Genomic DNA, 17,386 nt, shown 5'->3' with positions numbered 1-17,386 from the left:
CCCCGTCCGTCCCTACTTGCCCGTGATCGTGCTGAAGTCCGTGCCGGAGCCGAGGAGAAGGCCCGCGCCGAGGAGCAGCATGGTGGCCGGGACCATGAACGTGGTGATCATCATGGTGGCCTTGGGGACCGCGCGGGCCGCCTTGCGGCGGGCGTTCTGCGCGTCCGTGCGGCGCATGTCCTTGGCCAGGGAGACCAGCGTGTCCACGATCGGCGCGCCCAACTCCTCCCCCTGCTGCAACGCCGTGACGAACATGGCCACTTGCTCGCTGTCGTTGCGGCGCCGGAGTTCCGTGAAGGCGGCGCGGCGGCTCATGCCGAGGTCCATCTGGCGGAGGGTGATGCGGAGTTCGTCCGCCCAGGGGCCCTCGTACTTCGAGGCGACCCGGTCCAGCGCCTGGCGGAAGCCCAACCCCGCGCTCACCACGACCGCGAGCACGTCCAGGAAGTCCGGCAGGGTCCGTTCGATGACGTCCCTGCGGATGCGGATCGCCGACCAGATGCCGACCTCCGTCCAGAACGCGCCGAAGGCGAAGAGGATGACGGCGACGATGTAGTGGCCCTCCAGCAGCATCAGCAGGCCGCCGAAGCCGCCGAGGAAGCCGTAGACCGCCCGGCGGGCCGCGTAGCGGTCGATGGTCAGGCCGCCGGGGTTGCCCGCGAGGTCTATCTTGCGGCGGTACTTGGCGACCAGCTTCGGGCCCATCAGGCGCAGGACCATCGGGGCGTAGCGCATGCCCATGCGGTCGATCAGGGAGTCGACCGCGCCGGTGCGGGTCGAGCCGACCTCCAGGGCGAGGACGAGGTCGGTGGGGAGTTTCGCGTCGGCGCGGTACATGCGGATGCCCGCGAAGACGCCCCACACGCTGAGGCCCATGACCAGGGCGAGGACGAGTGCCACCATGTCTGCTCTCCTCCCCTCAGACGTCGATGCGGGACAGGCGGCGGATGAGGATGAAGCCGACCGCGTACAGCCCGAAGGCGATGATCACGCAGGCCTGGCCGATCGGGGAGCCCGTCATCCGGTCCAGGGCACCGGGTTTGACGCCGTTCATCAGGAAGAGGGCGCCCACGCCCATCACCGGAACGGCGTACGACGTCATGTTGACCTGGGAGAGCTGGGTGCGGACCTCGCGCCGGGTCTCCTTGCGCTCCTCCAGGGTCTCCGTGAGGTTGCGCAGGGCGCTGACCACCTGGCCGCCCGCCCGGTTGGAGAGCACCAACGTCGTTACGAGGACGACCAGTTCGCGGGACGGGAGCCTGTCCGCCAGCTCGCTCAGCGCGTCGTCCATCGAGGCGCCCACCGCCAACTGGTTGGCCACCTTGGCGAGTTCCTCCCCGGCCGGTGCCTCCAGCTCCTCCGCCGCCATGCTGATCGCGGTGCGCAGCGCGAGTCCGGCATGGGTGGCGTTGGCCATGATGCGGGCCAGTTCGGGGAGTTGGTTGATGAACTTCTCGATGCGCTTCTGGCGCTGCCAGTTGAGGAACTGGATCGCCACCCCGATGCCCAACAGGCCTGCTATCGGCCCGAAGAAGGGGGCCAGGGACGCCTGCCCGATCAGCCAGAGGGCCACCACCGTGGCCAGCATGTAGACGAAGAACTCGCCCGGCGTCATGTCCAACCCCGTTGCCGCGAGCCGCAGTTCGAGCTGCCTGCCGAGCCTGGTGCGGCGCAGTCTGCGGTCCAGGTCGCGGAAGCGGCGGACGCGGCCCACCTGGATCTGGCCGGTCGAGGAGAGGCGGTCGACCAGGGCCGCGCGCTGCGCCTTGCCCGCGGCGTAGGCGTGCACGCCGGCGACACCCAGGACACAGGTCAGCAGGGTGACGCCGGTGGTGAGCGTGACGATCGTCTGGAGATCCATGGGGTCGGTCCCTACCTACTGGCTTCTCTGAGGGCGAGCTGTTCCGCGGTGTGGGCGACGCCGAAGGCCTGCGGCAGGGGCTGGCTCGCCATGTAGAGCCGGTCGGCGGTGCGGCGGGAGAGCGGGAAGTACTCGAAGGTGCCGTAGACCCGGCCGTCGGCGGAGATGGGCTGCGGGCTGAAGCGGGCCACCGTCGCCAGCCGGTACGGCTCGCTGCCGTGGCTGTCGAGGAGGGCGATCTCGGTGATCCGGCGGGCGCCGTCGGCGAAGCGGGTGAGCTGGATGATGACGTCGATGGCGCTGTTGATCTGGTCGTGGAGGGCTTCGAAGGGGATCTCCACCTCGGACATGGACGCCAGGGTCTTCAGGCGCATCAGCGCGTCCTCGGCGCTGTTCGCGTGGACCGTGGCGAGCGAGCCGTCGTGGCCCGTCGACATCGCCTGGAGCATGTCGAGGGACTCGCCGCCGCGGACCTCACCGACCACGATCCGGTCGGGGCGCATACGGAGGGAGTTGCGGACGAGGTCGCGGATGGTGACCTGGCCCTTGCCCTCGACGTTCGGCGGGCGTGCCTCCAGGCGGATCACGTGCGACTGCTGGAGCTGGAGTTCGGCGGAGTCCTCGATGGTGATGATGCGCTCGGTCTCCGGGATCAGGCCGGAGAGCGCGTTGAGGAGGGTCGTCTTCCCGGTGCCCGTCGCGCCCGACACGATGATGTTGAACTTCGCGTGCACCAACCCCGCGAGGAGATACAGCATGTGCTCGTCCAGCGAGCCGAATCCGACCATCTCCTGGAGCGTGAAGGAGCGCGGGAAGCGGCGGATGGTGAGCGTGGCGCCGGTCAACGACAGCGGCGGGATGATCACGTTGACGCGCTCGCCGGACGGCAGCCGCGCGTCGACCATCGGATTCGACTCGTCCACGCGGCGGTTGACCGTCGACACGATCCGCTCGATCGTCTGCATCAGCTGGTCGTGCGAGGGGAAGCGGAGCGGCAACTGCTCGACGCGGCCGCCGCGTTCGACGAAGATCGCGTCCGGGCCGTTCACCATGATCTCGGTGATCGACGCGTCTTCGAGGAGCGGTTCGAGTATGCCGAGGCCGAGCGCCTCGTCGACGACCCGGCGGATCAGCTGCGAGCGCTCGACGGTCGAGAGGACCGGCCCCTCACGGCTGATGATGTGCCCGAGCACCCGCTCAAGGCGGGCCCGTCGCTCCGCGGCGGCCAGCGCGCTCATCTCCGCGAGGTCGATCTCCTCCAGGAGCTTGGCGCGGTACGAGGCGACCATGTGGCCGTCCTCGCCCCGATGGCCGTTCTCCTCGGGATGGTTGACGCGTTCCCGCAGACCCATGAGTGCTGTGCTCCTCGCTCCTTGTTCAGTCGAGCTCTGTCGTTCTCTGTCGTTCGTTCAGTGGTCGAGCGGCATGGTGGCGGTCTTGCTGGCGTCCCCGAAGCCGTCGTAGCCGGGGATGACCGACGGGATGTGGATGGTGGCGGTGACCGAGACCGTGTCGCCGCCGAACGACTCCGGGCAGCTGACCGAGAGCCAGTCGCTGACGGCCTCGCTGCACGCGGGCTGGGCCCCCTGCCGTAGCGAGGCACTGCGCGCCCCCGCCCGGGCCGCCGTGCCCGCCTGCTCCGCGGTGTACGCGACCAGCCCGAGCTGCACCGCCGCCAGCGTGACGAGGATCAGGACCGGGATGAACCCGAGGTACTCGATGGCGACTTGACCGCGGTCGCGCGCTCGGAGGCCGTGGCACATGTCAGTCCTTCGCCTCCTCTACGGCGCCCGCGTGGGCGTGCACCCTGAAGGGGAAGGCGACCGAGCCGGGGAAGAGGACGGGCACGCCGAGCGTGACATCGGCCGTGACGAACCCCGTGCCTCCGCAGGTCACCGTGGCGTCCCCCTTCCACGGGCCGTCCAGCTTGTCGAGACCGGCCTGCTGGCAGGCGGCCAGCCGATCGCCGCGCGTGGCGGCCGTGCCCGCCCGCACCGCCTCGTCCGCAGCATTCCCCGCGAGCGAGTAGGTGTACCCCAGCAGCACGAACTGCCACATCAGCACCAGCGTCAGAATGATCAGCGGGGTCATGCCGAGGAACTCGATGGTGGTCTGGCCCCGGTCCCGGCCCCTGTCCCGCTCGCGCGCGGAGATCAACGACATACGCATCCCCGTCACTCCCCTCACTCCCTCCGGCGCCGGAAGCTCACCGAGCCGCGATCGCCGCCGCCCCGCGACCGCCCGCTCTTCTGGGCGACTTCGGGGACCTTGACCAGTCCCAGTTCGCCCGCGAGACCCCAAAGGGCCTGTTTCACCACGCTCTTGTTGTCGAGTTCGTGCAGGCGGCCCGCGTCCACCGCGCCCTGGAGTTCCTTGAAGTTGGCGGGGATCGCGGTGGCGGCGACCGTCGTGCCGGTGATGCGCTGGATGAGCGCCGGCTGGATCTCGGTGCCGCGCGTGTAGCGGTTGACGACGATGGTCGTCTCCTCGGCCTTGCGGATCTGCAGCCGGTCCCACATGCGGACGGTGCGCTTCGCGGCACGTACGGCGACGACGTCCGGGGTGGTGAACAGCAGGGCCGTGTCGGCCATTTCGACGGCGGCCGCGCTCGCGCCGCTCATCTGGGCCCCGCAGTCGATGACGACGACCTCGTAGCGGGAGCGCAGCGCGCTGACGATCTGGCGGGCGGCCCGGTCGGTGACCTCCTCGCCGCGTTCGCCCTCGCCGGGGGCGAGCAGCAGCGCGATCCCCGTGTCGTGCCGGAACACGGCGTCGGCCAGGACACGCGGGGAGATGTCGGTGATCGCGGCGAGGTCGACGACGGAACGGCGGAACTGCACGTCCAGGTAGGAGGCGATGTCCCCGGTCTGGAGGTCCATGTCGACGAGCGCGACACTGCGGCCCGACGTCTGGGCGGCGAGGGCGAGTTGGATCGCGGCGAGGGTGGCGCCGACCCCGCCCTTGGCGCCGCTGACCGTGACGACGGTGCCGCCGACACCGGTGAACACATCGCCGCCGTGGCCCAGATGACGCCGTACGCCGACCGACCAGGCAGCGACGGCCTGGACGCGGTTGGCCAACTCCTCGTAGCTGAGCGGAAGGGCGATGAGGCCGCGGGCGCCGGAGTCCATGGCGGCCTGGAAGAGGCCGGGGCTGGCGTCGGTGGTGACGAGGATGACGCCCACCGCGGGGAAGCGCAGCGCGACCTCGCGGACCAGCTCCAACGCCGGTACGGGACCGATGCGTTCATGCACCACCACGACCTCGGGCAGCTCGTCGACGGACTCGGCGGCGAGCCGGGCCAGGGTGTCGATGAGCTGCGTCGAGTCGGCCACCGGGGCCACCGGGTCGGCGTCCGGGAGCTGGCTGAGCAGGGTCGTGATGGCGCGGATGGCGTCCGCGTCTCCGACCGCCGGAAGAATCCTGGTGGGCATGCGGGCCTCTCACTTGTCCTTCGCGAGTTCGTACGTCCGGTCCTTGTCGGGGACGGTCGTATCGGTGCCGGGGGCCACGAGCGCGAGCCGCACCCGCTCGGCGAACGACTCGGCGTAGGTGATCCGCTGGGCGTCGAGCGTGGAGAGGGCGAAGGTGATCGGCACGCCGTTGGTCGACTGCTGCTGGTTCTTGTCGCTGTTGCTGCCGGGGTCGAGGGCGGTGATGTGGCCGACGTCGATGACCTTCGCGTTGGTCACGATGATCTTGGACTGGTCGGGGTCGCCCTCTTTCGCGCCCGCGAAGGTGGCGTACACGTTGACCGTCGAGCCCGGTGTGATCTTGCCGGCGACGCCGGTCGCCGCGTCGATCATGATGGCGACCTCCTGCTGCCCCGGCTGCAGGGCGGGCTGGTCCACGATCATGTCGGTCTGCAGCAGGGAGCCCCCGCGCAGGGTGGTCACCGCGATCTTGCCCTGGATCTGCCGGAGATCGGTCACGGCGGTGTCCGACAGCCACCGCTTGGGCATCTCGATCTTCTTGAACTGCGCGGCGGTCAGGGCCGTGTAGGGCGCCACGTTGTCCTTGACCTGGTACGCCGTGACCTCGGGACCGACCTTGGACTTCACGTCACGGATGACGTAGAGGACGCCGGCGAACGCGCCGAGGGCGCAGATCACCGACAGGAGCAGGAGTATCACGCCGCGGCGCTGACGGGAGTTCATGAACCGTACAACCTCATTGGGGATATCGGTCGAGCGGAAATGAGCGGATCGAACCAGGTCTGGCGAATTCGTGTGCCGTGATCGTGTGCCGTATTCGTGTGCTGTAAGCGTGTCCTGTGAGTTGAGGACTTATCCGCTCGACGTTTGGTTCTCGTGAACGGGCGGTGTGGCGGAGCAGAAGACACAACGGTCGCCGATGACGTCGATGCCGCACCAGTGGCACACGGACTGCCGTACAGAGGTGACCAGTTGGTACAGCACCGACAGGTCGGGCAGATACGTACAGAACTCGATCAGCTTGTTCGTACCCCACCACGTCACCGATTCGGCGGGCAGGGTGGCCTCGCGCAGCCCCATCGCGTTCCACGCCGGGGCGAGGGTGGTACCGATCCAGTCGGACTGGAGCTGCCCCTTGGCGACCAGCATCCAGGTGCCGAACTCCGGCCCCTCCAGGGTGACTCCGGGGCCGACCCGGACCAACTGCGGCTCGGGGTGCGCGATCACCGCGAACTGGCTGCCGGGCACCCAGGACTTGGCGTGCTGCTTGAGGCCGACGGGGACCCGGTCGAGCTTGGTGACGGAGCCGAGGAGCGCGCCGGCGTGGATGTAGTGGGTGAGCAGCCGGCCGGCCGAGGCGAGCACGCCGGGACTGAGGTCGCAGGACGCCAGCTGCCTCAACTGCCGGGCCAGGACGGCGAGTCCGAGCGGGGGAAGATTCGGGCGGAACAGGGCGATCCGGTCGGTCTCCAGGATGGACCGGATCGTGTGCAGCCGTCGGTCGACGCCCTCGGACACGGCCTGCGAGGACACGACGACGACATGCCCGTGCTGGTCGATCAGGGCCTGCATCTCCGACAGCGCCTGGTCCAGCGGTCGTTGATCGAGGTCCCGCAGGACGACGGCGGGCAGGGTCCGTTCGTCCTGTGGCGGCAGCGCCATGTCGGCGCTGGTCACGGCAATGGCAGTTGGCACGCGCAGCTCCCCGTCTCACGCCTGTCGGCCCACCGGCATTACTCCGGCACACCGAGTCGACTTCACTGCGTGACTACCTCAGCACTGTAACCACGCCCCTGTGACCGGAGAACAGCGTTTCTGTAGCTGTGCGGCAACTGTCATCGCACACAACACGCCAAATCGGGGCAGGTCGCGCATCTGATCGCAACGAGAGCGCCGCGATCGATGCCGGGAGCGCCGAGACCGACGCCGGGAGTGCCGAGACCAGTGTCGGCGAAGTTGGTCTGGACCTCTTGACATCAGATTGGTCTGGACCAACTCTGGGACTCCAGCGGTGGCCACCGTCGGCACAGGCACAGGCACAGTCACAGGCACATCCCCTCCAAACTCCCCCACCGGAGGCATCAGTGGACCGCGCACCAGGCATGCCCGTACTCGGAAAAAGACGTCTGTGGGCCGGGGTCGCCCTGGCCGCCCTCGCCCTCTCCTTCGCGGGCACCGGCCAGGCGTCCGCCGCCGACATCAACAACGCCAAGAACGCCGGCTTCGAGTCGGGCCTGACCAACTGGACCTGTACGGCGGGCAGCGGCACGACCGTCTCGTCCCCGGTGCACAGCGGCGCCGCGGCCCTGAAGGGCACCCCGGCCGGCCAGGACAACGCCCAGTGCAGCGAGCCGGTGGCGGTGAAGCCCAACTCGACGTACACGCTGAGCGCTTGGGTGCAGGGCGGCTACTCCTACCTGGGCGTCACGGGCACGGGCACGACGGACGTGTCGACGTGGACCCCCGACACCACATCGTGGAAGCAGCTCTCGACGACGTTCACGACGGGCGCGTCGACCACGTCCGTCTCGGTGTACACGCACGGCTGGTACGGCCAGGCCGCGTACTACGCGGACGACATCTCGGTCTACGGCCCCGACGGCGGCGGTGGCAGCGACCCGGCCCCGACGGTCCCGGCGACACCGACGGGCCTGACGGTCTCCTCCACGACGTCCTCGTCGGTCTCCCTCGCGTGGAGCGCGGTGTCGGGAGCGACGGGCTACAACGTCTACCGCGGCGGCACGAAGATCACGGCGGTGACGGGAACGTCGGCCACCATCACGGGACTTGCTGCCTCGACGGCGTACTCCTTCCAGGTAACGGCGACCAACTCGGCCGGTGAGTCGGGCAAGTCGACGGCTGTGACGGGCACGACGACGGCGTCGGGCGGCAACGGCGGTACGGGGCTGCCGAAGCACGCGGTGACCGGTTACTGGCAGAACTTCAACAACGGCGCGACCGTCCAGAAGCTCTCGGCGGTCTCCTCCCAGTACGACATCATCGCGGTGGCCTTCGCGGACGCGACCTCGACCCCGGGCGCGGTCTCCTTCACGCTCGACTCGGCCGGCCTCGGCGGCTACACGGTCGACCAGTTCAAGGCGGACATCGCGGCCAAGCACGCGGCCGGCAAGAAGGTCGTCATCTCGATCGGCGGCCAGAACGGCACGATCTCGGTGAGCGACTCGACGTCCGCGACGAACTTCGCCAACTCCGTCTACTCCCTGATGCAGACGTACGGCTTCGACGGCGTCGACATCGACCTGGAGAACGGCATCAACGCGACCTACATGACACAGGCGTTGAGGTCCCTGTCGTCGAAGGCGGGCTCGTCGCTCGTCATCACGATGGCCCCGCAGACGATCGACATGCAGTCCACGTCGAACGCGTACTTCCAGACGGCCCTGAACATCAAGGACATCCTCACGGTCGTCAACATGCAGTACTACAACAGCGGCACGATGCTCGGCTGCGACGGCAAGGTCTACGGCCAGGGCACGGTGGACTTCCTGACGGCGCTGGCCTGCATCCAGCTCCAGGGCGGCCTCGCCCCGTCCCAGGTCGGCCTGGGCCTCCCGGCCTCCACGAGCGCGGCCGGCAGCGGCTACGTCTCCCCCACCATCGTGAACAACGCCCTCGACTGCCTCACCGCCGGCACCAACTGCGGCACCTTCAAGCCGTCGAAGACGTACCCCGACCTGCGGGGCGCGATGACGTGGTCCACCAACTGGGACGCGGCCGCGGGGAGTTCGTGGTCCAACTCGGTGGGGGCGCATGTGCACGCGCTGCCGTAGCACTCGGTGAGCGAGGAGGGGTGGGGAGCGCGGCCGCTGTCGGGTCGCGCTCCCCACCCCTCGATTAGGTTGACGTGATCATCCCTGACGTCGACCTCCGGCAGGTGCCTCGTATGCCTTTACCCACCCGGCTACCCACCCGGCTCGGGCTCCTCCGCGAACCGGACTTCGGACGCCTCTTCGCCGCCACCGCGCTCGGGCAGTTGGGCGACCGGATCATTTTCCTCGCCCTGCCGCTCGTCGCCATCGTGGCGCTGGACGCCGACGAGTTCCAGGTCGGACTGCTGACCGCGATGACCACGGCGGGTTCGCTGCTGGTCGGGCTGCCGGCGGGCGCGTGGGTGGACCGGATGCGGAAACGGTCGGTGATGATCAGCACCGATCTCACGCGGGCGCTGGTCCTCGTGACGGTGCCGGTGGCGTGGTGGGCGGGGCTGCTGACCGTGTGGTGGCTGTACGCGGTCGCATTGGTGCACGGGGTGCTGACGGTCTTCTTCGATGTGGCGTACGTCAGTTACCTGCCGCACTTGGTGGGGCGGGACAACCTCGTCGAGGGGAACGCGAAGCTCTCGGCGATCCGCTCGGTGACGAGCATCAGCGGGCCGGGGATCGCCGGGCCGCTGGTCGGGTGGGTCGGTGCGCCCGCGACGCTGCTGGTGAGCGCGGTCGGGATGGCGATGTCCGGGCTGCTGGCTATCGGTATCCGCAAGCAAGAACCCCAGCCGGAACGGGAGTTGGGGCCCGGCGAGCGGTCTCGGCTTGGCCGGGACATCAAGGAGGGCCTGAGGTTCGTCCTCAAGTACCCCGCCCTGCGCGCGATCATGCTGAGCGACGCGATCTTCAACCTCTTCCTGGTGCTGTACCAGACCATGCTTCTGGTCTTCCTGGACAGGGAGTTGGGCCTCGACTCCGCCGGCATCGGCCTCGTCCTCTCCGGGATGGGCTGCGGCGCCCTGCTGGGCGCGCTGTCGGCGACCCGGGTCGCACGGCGGGTCGGCCAGGGCCGGGTCATCTGGCTCGCGTCCCTCGTGACGTGCCCGCTGACCGTCCTGATGCCCTTGGCCCACCTGGGCTGGAGCGTGTGCGTGGCGGCGGCCGGCCTCGCCTCGCTCTCCTTCGGCGGAGTCGTCCGCGTCGTGGCCCAGTCGAGCTTCCAGCAGGCCCTCACCCCGGACCGGCTCCTGGGCCGCGTGAGCGCGACGGCCCGGTTCGTGTCCTGGGGCGGGATCCCGCTGGGCGGACTGCTGGGCGGGACGTCGGGCTCGGTGTTCGGCGCTACGGCGACCTTGTGGATCGGCGCGGCGGGCATGACGGCGAGCGTCCTCCCGAACTTCCTGTCACCGCTGCGTACGCTGCGCGCGCTCCCGACCCGAAGCGACGAACTCGACGCCGTGGCTTGAGAGTTCCCCTCGGTCCCCCTCCTGTCAGCCCCCGTCAGTCCTTCTTCCCACCCTCCGCGGCCTGCGCGGCGAGCCGCTCCACCAGGTCCTGCGCCTTGTCGACCGCGGTGTCGATCTGCTCGCTGTGCTTGCCGTCCGTCTTCTCGTCGACGAGATCCCCGGCCTTCTCCAGCCCGTCGGCGATCTTGTCCCCGTGCTCCTCGGCGATCTCCTCGGCCTTGTCCTTGAGCTTCCCCAGGTCTCCCAGGTTGTCGAACACGACAGTCCCCTCGCTGCGACAGGCTTACGCGGTCAAGGACATGGTCGTCACGCCCGGCCCCGGAGGACAAGGTGGCCCCGACGCGGATGCCCCGGCGGACGGAGGCGCGGGGCGGGGCGCGTTCGGGGCGCACCTGGGTCGGGGCGAGGGGTTCAGATCAGCGCCCCGACGACCCCGATCGCGAACAGCGTGAGGACCGCCGCCACGATCAGGCCGACCAACGCCATCGGTACGAGGGCGATCAGGCCCGCCGGGCGTCGTAGCACCGGCTTGCCGGGGTCGAGGGGCGGACGCCAGCCCCAAGTCGTGGGCGCGGGGAGGTCGTTGAGGACGGAGCGGGCGGAGAGGAGGTTCACCAGGAGCGTCACCGGGGTGATGAAGGCCGACAACGGGCCCCACCAGCCCAGCATCAGGGTGTCCGTCTGCATCCCGCGGAATATGGCCGTACCGCAGGTCTTGCAGAACACGCCCTGGTGGCGCAGGAATCGCATCATCACGATCATGCCCTGGTGGCCCCGGACACTGACCCGCGCGGCGGGGCCCGCGCCGCACACCTGGCACAGAGGGACGATCGGCGCGGGTACCGGCACGGCGCCCGGCGGGCCGTATGCCGGATGCGGTGTCCGGTAGGGCGCCGACTGGTACGGGTTCTGGTACGGCGCCTGGGTGGGGGGAACGGGCGGCGGGGTGGTCAACAAGGCCTCCGGCGAAGATCAAACAACCGGTGAGGCACCCTACCCGCCCCGCCTGTCGAGCCTCGCCGCCCCGGCGATCCCCCGGACCTGAAACATTTCTGTGGGCCCACCGCATCAGTACAAGTGAGGGCGGTGCTCGCAACAGCCCGCGAAAACAGGGGGATCAGGCATGAGACGACACGAACGTGCCGACGAGTACGCGGAGTTCGCCTCCGCGCGCGCCGGGCATCTCTACCGGTCCGCCTGTCTGCTGACCGCCGGGGACACGCATCTCGCCGAGGACCTGGTCCAGGAGACCCTCGGCAAGCTGTACGTCGGCTGGGGGCGGCTGACCCGGGTCGGCAACCCCGCCGGGTACGCCCAGACCGTCCTCACCCGCACCTACCTCGCCCACCAGCGGCGCCGCAGCAGCACCGAACGCGCCACCGACGACTTGCCCGACCTGCCCGACCCCGGCGCCCCCGGCTCCGACACACCGCTCCGGCTGACCCTGCTCCAGGCCCTCTCCCGGCTGCCCGCGAAGGACCGCGCCGTGGTCGTCCTGCGGTACTGGGAGGACCGGTCCGTCGAGGAGACCGCCGACGTGATGCACGTCAGCTCGGCCGCCGTACGCACCCGCTGCGTGCGCGCGCTCGGCCGGCTGCGCGAACTGCTCGGCGAGAACCTCGACGAGTACGCCCGCCCCTGACCGCCCGGCACATCCATCCCGCCAACACCCCCTATGCGAAACGGTGGTTCGCCATGCCCGACGCACACCCCAGCGACAGCGCCGACCCCTTCGAGACACGGCTCGCCGCCGGTCTCCGGGACGCGGGCGACGCCTTCGAGACCGACCGGGCCGCGCTCGTCACCGCGGGTGCCCTCAAGGGACGACGGCGGCTGCTACGACGCCGGAACGCCGCCGTCATCAGCGGCGCCGCCGGTATCGCCCTCGTCGGCGTCGGCACGGCCGTGCTCCTGCCGAGCGGCTCCCCCGACGTACAGGGTTCCCCGGCCACGTCCACCCGCGCCTCCGCCTCCTCAGCTCCCGCTCCCGTGTCCGGCAAGGACCTGTTCATGACGTTCGGACGCCTGGTGGGCGACGGCTCGTACACCAGGATCGAGACCCGTGGCACGGACGAGGGACCGGCGCCGTACGTCCATGCCGTCTACGACGACGGGAAGGGCAAGTCGGCCGTAGAACTGAGCCTGGGCCGGGTGGAGCCGGGGAGCGACGAGGCGCGGCAGGCCACCACGTGCCCGGCGAAGGTGTTCACGCACTACGACGCGTGCCGCACCAGCCGGCTGGCGGACGGTTCGGTGGTCATGGTCCTTCAGGGGTACGAGTATCCCGACCGCCGGGTGGACACCAAGTTGTGGAGCGCGGAACTCGTCACCCCGCAGGGGCAGCACGTCAGCGTGAGCGAGTGGAACGCCGCCGCCGAGAAGGACTCACCGATCACCAGGCCCCAACCGCCGCTGTCCCAGGCACGGTTGACGAAGCTCGTGGCTTCGAAGGAATGGCGGAAGGTCATCGACACGATTCCCGAGCCGGCGCCGACGGCGACCCCGGCACCGGGCGACACCGCGTTCGGCGCTCCCGTCGCCCCGACCCTCAAGAGCCTGCTGCCGAAGGGACTCACCGTCTCCGAGAGCAGCGGTGACGACACCGGGTTCGGTTATCTCGTCGTCGACGACGGCAAGGGCAAGAGTCTGGTCCAGGTCAACGTCCAGGCGAACATGTCGGACGACGAGGGCGACCTCTTCGGCTCGGACGCGGAAGTCCTGTCCGACGGCACGAAGGTCGCCGAGCACCAGGGGCCCGGCGAGAAGGGCGGCTCGGGTGTCGTGATGTGGACCGTCGACACCATCCGCACCGACGGCACACGCGTGGTGATCAGCGCCTTCAACTCCGGTGCCCAGGACACCCCTTCGACCCGCAAGACCCCGGCCCTGACGATGAAGCAGCTCCGGGCGATCGCCCTCAGCCCGACGTGGCGGTAATCCGGCCACCGACTTGGGACGCCCTTGACCTGACCATGCCAACACATCAACATAGGCGCCACACAGGAACACCCGGAGGAACCCGCACAGGAACTCCCCACCCGCACGCCGTACTTCACGCACGTCGCACTGAAACACCCCCCAACTCCAGCAAGGAGATTTCATGCGACTCCGGATACGCGGCTCAGGCACCCGAGGCGGCACCCCGAGCGGCACCCGCAGCGGCAGACGCACCGCCGCGCTCGCCGCCCTGATGGCCCTCGCCCTCGCCGCCCCCGTCTCGGCGGCCACCGCGTCCAAGGCCACCGCCGACAGCACGCGCCGGGCCACGCCGGCCGCGGACGACATCCGCCAGTACGAGATCCACGTCGACCACAACACCCCGGTCACGCGTACGGCCATCGCGGCGGCCGGCGTCACCGTGGACGAGTCCGACGAGGAGACCGTGGTCGTCTCCGGCCGCGCGGCCCAGATCGAGCGGCTGCGCCAACAGGGCTACGCCGTCTCGCTGTTGGGCTCCGCCCCGGACCGTTCCTCGGCCGCGGACGGCGCACGGCTCCTCGACTTCCCCTCGGCCGACGCGAAGTACCACAACTACGCCGAGGCGAACGCGGAGATCGACCAGCGGCTCGCCGCCTACCCGGGCATCATGAGCAAGAAGGTCATCGGCAAGTCGTACCAGGGCCGGGACATCGTCGCCATCAAGGTCAGCGACAACGTGGCCACCGACGAGAGCGAACCCGAAGTCCTCTTCACCTTCCACCAGCACGCGCGCGAACACCTCACGGTGGAGATGGCGTTGTATCTGCTGCGCGAGCTGGGCGCGGGCTACGGCACCGACTCCCGCGTCACGAACATCGTCAACAGCCGCGAGATCTGGATCGTGCCGGACCTCAACCCGGACGGCGGCGAGTACGACATCGCCACCGGCGCCTACCGGTCCTGGCGCAAGAACCGCCAGCCCAACTCCGGTTCCTCATACGTCGGTACGGACCTCAACCGGAACTGGAACTACAAGTGGGGCTGCTGCGGCGGCTCTTCGGGCTCGACCTCGTCCGAGACCTACCGGGGCGCGTCCGCCGAGTCAGCGCCCGAGGTGAAGGTGGTCGCGGACTTCGTGCGCGGCCGGGTCGTCGGCGGGAAGCAGCAGATCACCGCGGGCATCGACTTCCACACGTACAGCGAACTCGTGCTGTGGCCGTTCGGGTACACGTACTCCGACACGGCGACCGGGATGACCGCGGACGACGCCGCCGCGTTCAAGGCGGTCGGGCAGAAGATGGGCGCGAGCAACGGGTACACGGCCGAGCAGTCCAGCGACCTGTACATCACGGACGGTTCGATCGACGACTACCTCTGGGGCAGTCAGAAGATCTTCGACTACACCTTCGAGATGTATCCGACGTCCAGTTCCGCGGGCGGTTTCTACCCGCCCGACGAGGTGATCGAGCGGGAGACCTCCCGGAACCGGGACGCGGTGTTCCAACTGCTGGAGAACGCCGACTGCATGTACCGGTCCATCGGCAAAGAGTCCCAGTACTGCGGCTAGCCGGTCCCCGCAGTCAGACCGGCCGCCCCTCGCACTGAGACCGGCCGGCCCTCGTACGAGGACTGGCCGGTCGGTCGGTCCGACCGGCTAGTCCTCGCGGACCTCGGCCTCCGCCGCGGCGAGCGCCGCCTCGTCCACCTCGTCGGACCCGTCGGCCTCGTCCTCGTCACCGTCGTCGAAGTAGGCGTCGAGAACCGCGTCCAGCTGCGTCTCCCACTCGGCGAACCTGCTCCTGGCCGCGGCCTCGATCTCGATCGGGTACCAACGGCGGTCGGGCGTGTGCACGGTGATGGTGAACCGCTTGCCGAAGCGCGGGGACTCGGTCTCTATCGCGCCGATCTCGTCCCAGCGGAACTCGCAGGCCTGGTCGTCCAGGCGCAGTCGTACGCCCTTCCCGTCCGCGACGATCGCCGCACGGCGGTCGGACGCCTCGAAGACCGGCCCGTCGCTCTCGGACGAACCCTCGCCGTCTTCCTCGGCGTCGGCGTCGCCATCGTCCTCGGCAACGGCCTTCTCCAGGTCGGCCTTCCCGGCCGGCGACTTCTCGGACCCTTCCGACTCGTTCGGTTCCTCCGGTGCCGCCGGCTTCTCGGCCTTCGCGTCCTCCGGCTCCGCGTCTCCCGGCTTCGTGTCCTCCGGCTGGTCGGAGGACACGGCGGGTGCGGTGAGCCCGGGGACGAAGGCCGGGTCGAATCCGGCGCCCTCCAGGGGCTGGCTGCTCGAACCTATGCGCTGCTCCACAGCGCGAAGTATGGTCGACGATCCTGTGTCGGGCACAGCCAGCCCCAACTTTGTTATCAGACGCCTACAAGCGGCTTACACGAACACACTGAGCACAGCCGCCACCGCGAACCCCGCCACCGACAACACCGACTCCAACACCGTCCACGTCTTCAACGTGTCCCGCTCACTGATCCCGAAGTACTTCGCGACCATCCAGAAGCCGCCGTCGTTGACGTGCGAGGCGAAGATCGACCCCGCCGAGATGGCCATGATGACCAGCGCGACGAAGGCCTGCGAGTGGTCGCCCTCGGCAAGGAGCGGGGCCACGATGCCCGCCGTCGTGACGATCGCGACCGTCGCCGAACCCTGTGCGACCCGTAGTACCAGCGAGATCAGGTACGACAGGACCAGCACCGGCAGGCCCACGTCGTGGAACGTGTCCGAGAGAGCCTGCGCGACCCCGCTCGCCTTGAGGACGGCACCGAAGACCCCGCCCGCGCCGACGACCAGGATGATGTTGCCGACCGGCTTGAGGGACGCGGTGGAGACGGTCTCCAGGGACTTACGGGACCAGCCCCGACGTAGACCCAGGAGGTAGTACGCGAGGAGGAGCGCGATCGTCAGGGCTACGAAGGGGCTGCCGAAGAACTCGACCACCGAGCGACCCGTCGACGGGTCGAAGGCGATCGACGAGAAGGTGGCCGCGAGGATCAGGACGAGGGGCGTACCGATGATCGCGAGGACCGTGCCCAGCGACACCGGCTTCTCCTGCGGTACGACACCGGACTCCCGCTGTTCGTCGATGACGGCCTGCTTCGCCTCGGCCGCCGCCTCGACCATGTCCTGCGGTACGGCGACGAAGATCCGCTTGCCGACCCAGGCGGCGTAGGCCCACGCGGCGAGCACGGCGGGGATGCCGCAGACGATGCCCATGAGGATGACCCAGCCGAGCTGGACGTGGAGCAGACCGGCCGCGGCCACCGGACCGGGGTGCGGCGGCAGGAACGCGTGGGTCATCGACAGGCCCGCGAGCAGCGGCAGGCAGTACAGCAGGATCGACTTGCCGCCGCGCTTGGCGGCCGCGTACACGATCGGCGCGAGGACGAAGATGCCGACGTCGAAGAAGACCGGGATGCCGAAGATCAGGCCGGTGAGGCCCATGGCGAGGGGCGCTCGCTTCTCACCGAAGAGGTTCAGCAGCCGGGACGCCAACACCTCGGCCCCGCCGCTGACTTCGAGGATCGCGCCGAGCATCGTGCCCAGGCCGATGATGATCGCGACATGGCCGAGGATGCCGCCCATGCCGGACTCGATGGTGGAGACGGCGTCGGAGCGCTGGACCGTGCCGAAGAGCTCGGTGACGGAGAGGCCGGCGAGCAGGCCGACGGTTATGGAGACGGCGAGGAGGGCCACGAAGGGCTGGAGTCTGACCTTGATGATCAGGAAGAGGAGGAGCGCGATCCCGAGGGCGGCGACCGTCAACAGGCCTGCCGTGCCGTCGAGTAGGAGGAGGAGTCCTCCGGTGTGGGGTGGTGTCGCGGGGGCGGTGGCGGCGAGCGGTAGGGACATGGTGGGGGTCCTCGTTGTCGTCGTAAGAACATGCGGCTTTCGGGCAGGGGGGATCGCGGCGCGGCACCCCTGGGGGCGCCGAACCGTCGTACGGTGTGCGGGAGTTGGAGCGGTACCGACTA

General features: G+C 69.4%; 17 protein-coding genes. 5 read left to right on the top strand and 12 right to left on the bottom strand.

All coding sequences use genetic code 11. The features are described from left to right. Positions 1-12: 12 nt before the first annotated feature. The 8 genes from R2B38_RS26830 to R2B38_RS26795 form a co-directional block, all read right to left on the bottom strand. The gene (locus tag R2B38_RS26830; RefSeq protein WP_033285198.1) at positions 13-903 is read right to left on the bottom strand and encodes a DUF5936 domain-containing protein; all 891 of its coding nucleotides are present in this window, start codon (positions 901-903) and stop codon (positions 13-15) included. A gap of 16 nt (positions 904-919) precedes the next feature. Then, positions 920-1,861 (bottom strand): type II secretion system F family protein, encoded by a 942-nt coding sequence (locus R2B38_RS26825; RefSeq protein WP_318018528.1) that lies wholly within the window; start codon positions 1,859-1,861, stop codon positions 920-922. Between the two features lie 11 nt (positions 1,862-1,872). After that, a complete protein-coding gene (locus R2B38_RS26820; RefSeq protein WP_033285200.1) occupies positions 1,873-3,213 on the bottom strand; it encodes a CpaF family protein in 1,341 nt (446 codons plus the stop codon). Between the two features lie 57 nt (positions 3,214-3,270). Continuing rightward, positions 3,271-3,624: a TadE/TadG family type IV pilus assembly protein gene (locus tag R2B38_RS26815; RefSeq protein WP_318018527.1), complete on the bottom strand. Its 354-nt coding sequence runs from the start codon at positions 3,622-3,624 to the stop codon at positions 3,271-3,273. A gap of 1 nt (position 3,625) precedes the next feature. Further along, positions 3,626-4,030 carry a pilus assembly protein gene (locus tag R2B38_RS26810; protein ID WP_318018526.1) on the bottom strand — a complete coding sequence of 135 codons (405 nt, stop codon included), beginning with the start codon at positions 4,028-4,030 and terminating at the stop codon, positions 3,626-3,628. Between the two features lie 14 nt (positions 4,031-4,044). After that, positions 4,045-5,295, bottom strand: a complete 1,251-nt coding sequence (locus tag R2B38_RS26805; RefSeq protein WP_318018525.1) for a CpaE family protein — start codon at positions 5,293-5,295, stop codon at positions 4,045-4,047. Between the two features lie 9 nt (positions 5,296-5,304). Continuing rightward, positions 5,305-6,018, bottom strand: a complete 714-nt coding sequence (cpaB, locus tag R2B38_RS26800) for a Flp pilus assembly protein CpaB (RefSeq protein WP_318018524.1) — start codon at positions 6,016-6,018, stop codon at positions 5,305-5,307. A 129-nt stretch (positions 6,019-6,147) separates the two neighbouring features. Continuing rightward, positions 6,148-6,957 carry a hypothetical protein gene (locus R2B38_RS26795; protein ID WP_106971174.1) on the bottom strand — a complete coding sequence of 270 codons (810 nt, stop codon included), beginning with the start codon at positions 6,955-6,957 and terminating at the stop codon, positions 6,148-6,150. Between the two features lie 440 nt (positions 6,958-7,397). On the opposite strand from R2B38_RS26795, the gene R2B38_RS26790 reads away from it, so the two are divergent. Together R2B38_RS26790 and R2B38_RS26785 are read left to right on the top strand one after the other, a co-directional pair. Continuing rightward, entirely contained in the window at positions 7,398-9,086 is a 1,689-nt protein-coding gene (locus tag R2B38_RS26790; protein ID WP_318021798.1) for a glycoside hydrolase family 18 protein, read from the top strand. 113 nt (positions 9,087-9,199) lie between these two features. Then, positions 9,200-10,486, top strand: a complete 1,287-nt coding sequence (locus R2B38_RS26785; protein ID WP_318018523.1) for an MFS transporter — start codon at positions 9,200-9,202, stop codon at positions 10,484-10,486. Between the two features lie 34 nt (positions 10,487-10,520). Here R2B38_RS26785 and R2B38_RS26780 read toward each other — a convergent pair whose 3' ends face one another. Beyond that, positions 10,521-10,745: an antitoxin gene (locus R2B38_RS26780; protein ID WP_033285207.1), complete on the bottom strand. Its 225-nt coding sequence runs from the start codon at positions 10,743-10,745 to the stop codon at positions 10,521-10,523. A 152-nt stretch (positions 10,746-10,897) separates the two neighbouring features. Beyond that, positions 10,898-11,440: a hypothetical protein gene (locus R2B38_RS26775; protein WP_318018522.1), complete on the bottom strand. Its 543-nt coding sequence runs from the start codon at positions 11,438-11,440 to the stop codon at positions 10,898-10,900. 169 nt (positions 11,441-11,609) lie between these two features. Between R2B38_RS26775 and R2B38_RS26770 the strand changes: the two genes are divergently transcribed. From R2B38_RS26770 to R2B38_RS26760, 3 genes are all read left to right on the top strand, one after another. Next, entirely contained in the window at positions 11,610-12,128 is a 519-nt protein-coding gene (locus tag R2B38_RS26770; RefSeq protein WP_318018521.1) for a SigE family RNA polymerase sigma factor, read from the top strand. A 53-nt stretch (positions 12,129-12,181) separates the two neighbouring features. Further along, the gene (locus tag R2B38_RS26765; protein ID WP_318018520.1) at positions 12,182-13,423 is read left to right on the top strand and encodes a hypothetical protein; all 1,242 of its coding nucleotides are present in this window, start codon (positions 12,182-12,184) and stop codon (positions 13,421-13,423) included. A gap of 163 nt (positions 13,424-13,586) precedes the next feature. Beyond that, a complete protein-coding gene (locus R2B38_RS26760; protein ID WP_318018519.1) occupies positions 13,587-14,972 on the top strand; it encodes a M14 family metallopeptidase in 1,386 nt (461 codons plus the stop codon). 87 nt (positions 14,973-15,059) lie between these two features. Here the strand turns inward: R2B38_RS26760 and R2B38_RS26755 are convergent, their stop codons facing one another. Together R2B38_RS26755 and R2B38_RS26750 are read right to left on the bottom strand one after the other, a co-directional pair. Continuing rightward, a complete protein-coding gene (locus tag R2B38_RS26755; protein ID WP_318018518.1) occupies positions 15,060-15,713 on the bottom strand; it encodes a hypothetical protein in 654 nt (217 codons plus the stop codon). A gap of 75 nt (positions 15,714-15,788) precedes the next feature. After that, a complete protein-coding gene (locus tag R2B38_RS26750; protein WP_318018517.1) occupies positions 15,789-17,264 on the bottom strand; it encodes a gluconate:H+ symporter in 1,476 nt (491 codons plus the stop codon). Positions 17,265-17,386 lie beyond the last annotated feature (122 nt).

The sequence above is a fragment of the Streptomyces sp. N50 genome (assembly GCF_033335955.1).
Lineage (GTDB): Bacteria > Actinomycetota > Actinomycetes > Streptomycetales > Streptomycetaceae > Streptomyces.
This window is presented reverse-complemented; position numbering and strand designations above follow the sequence as displayed.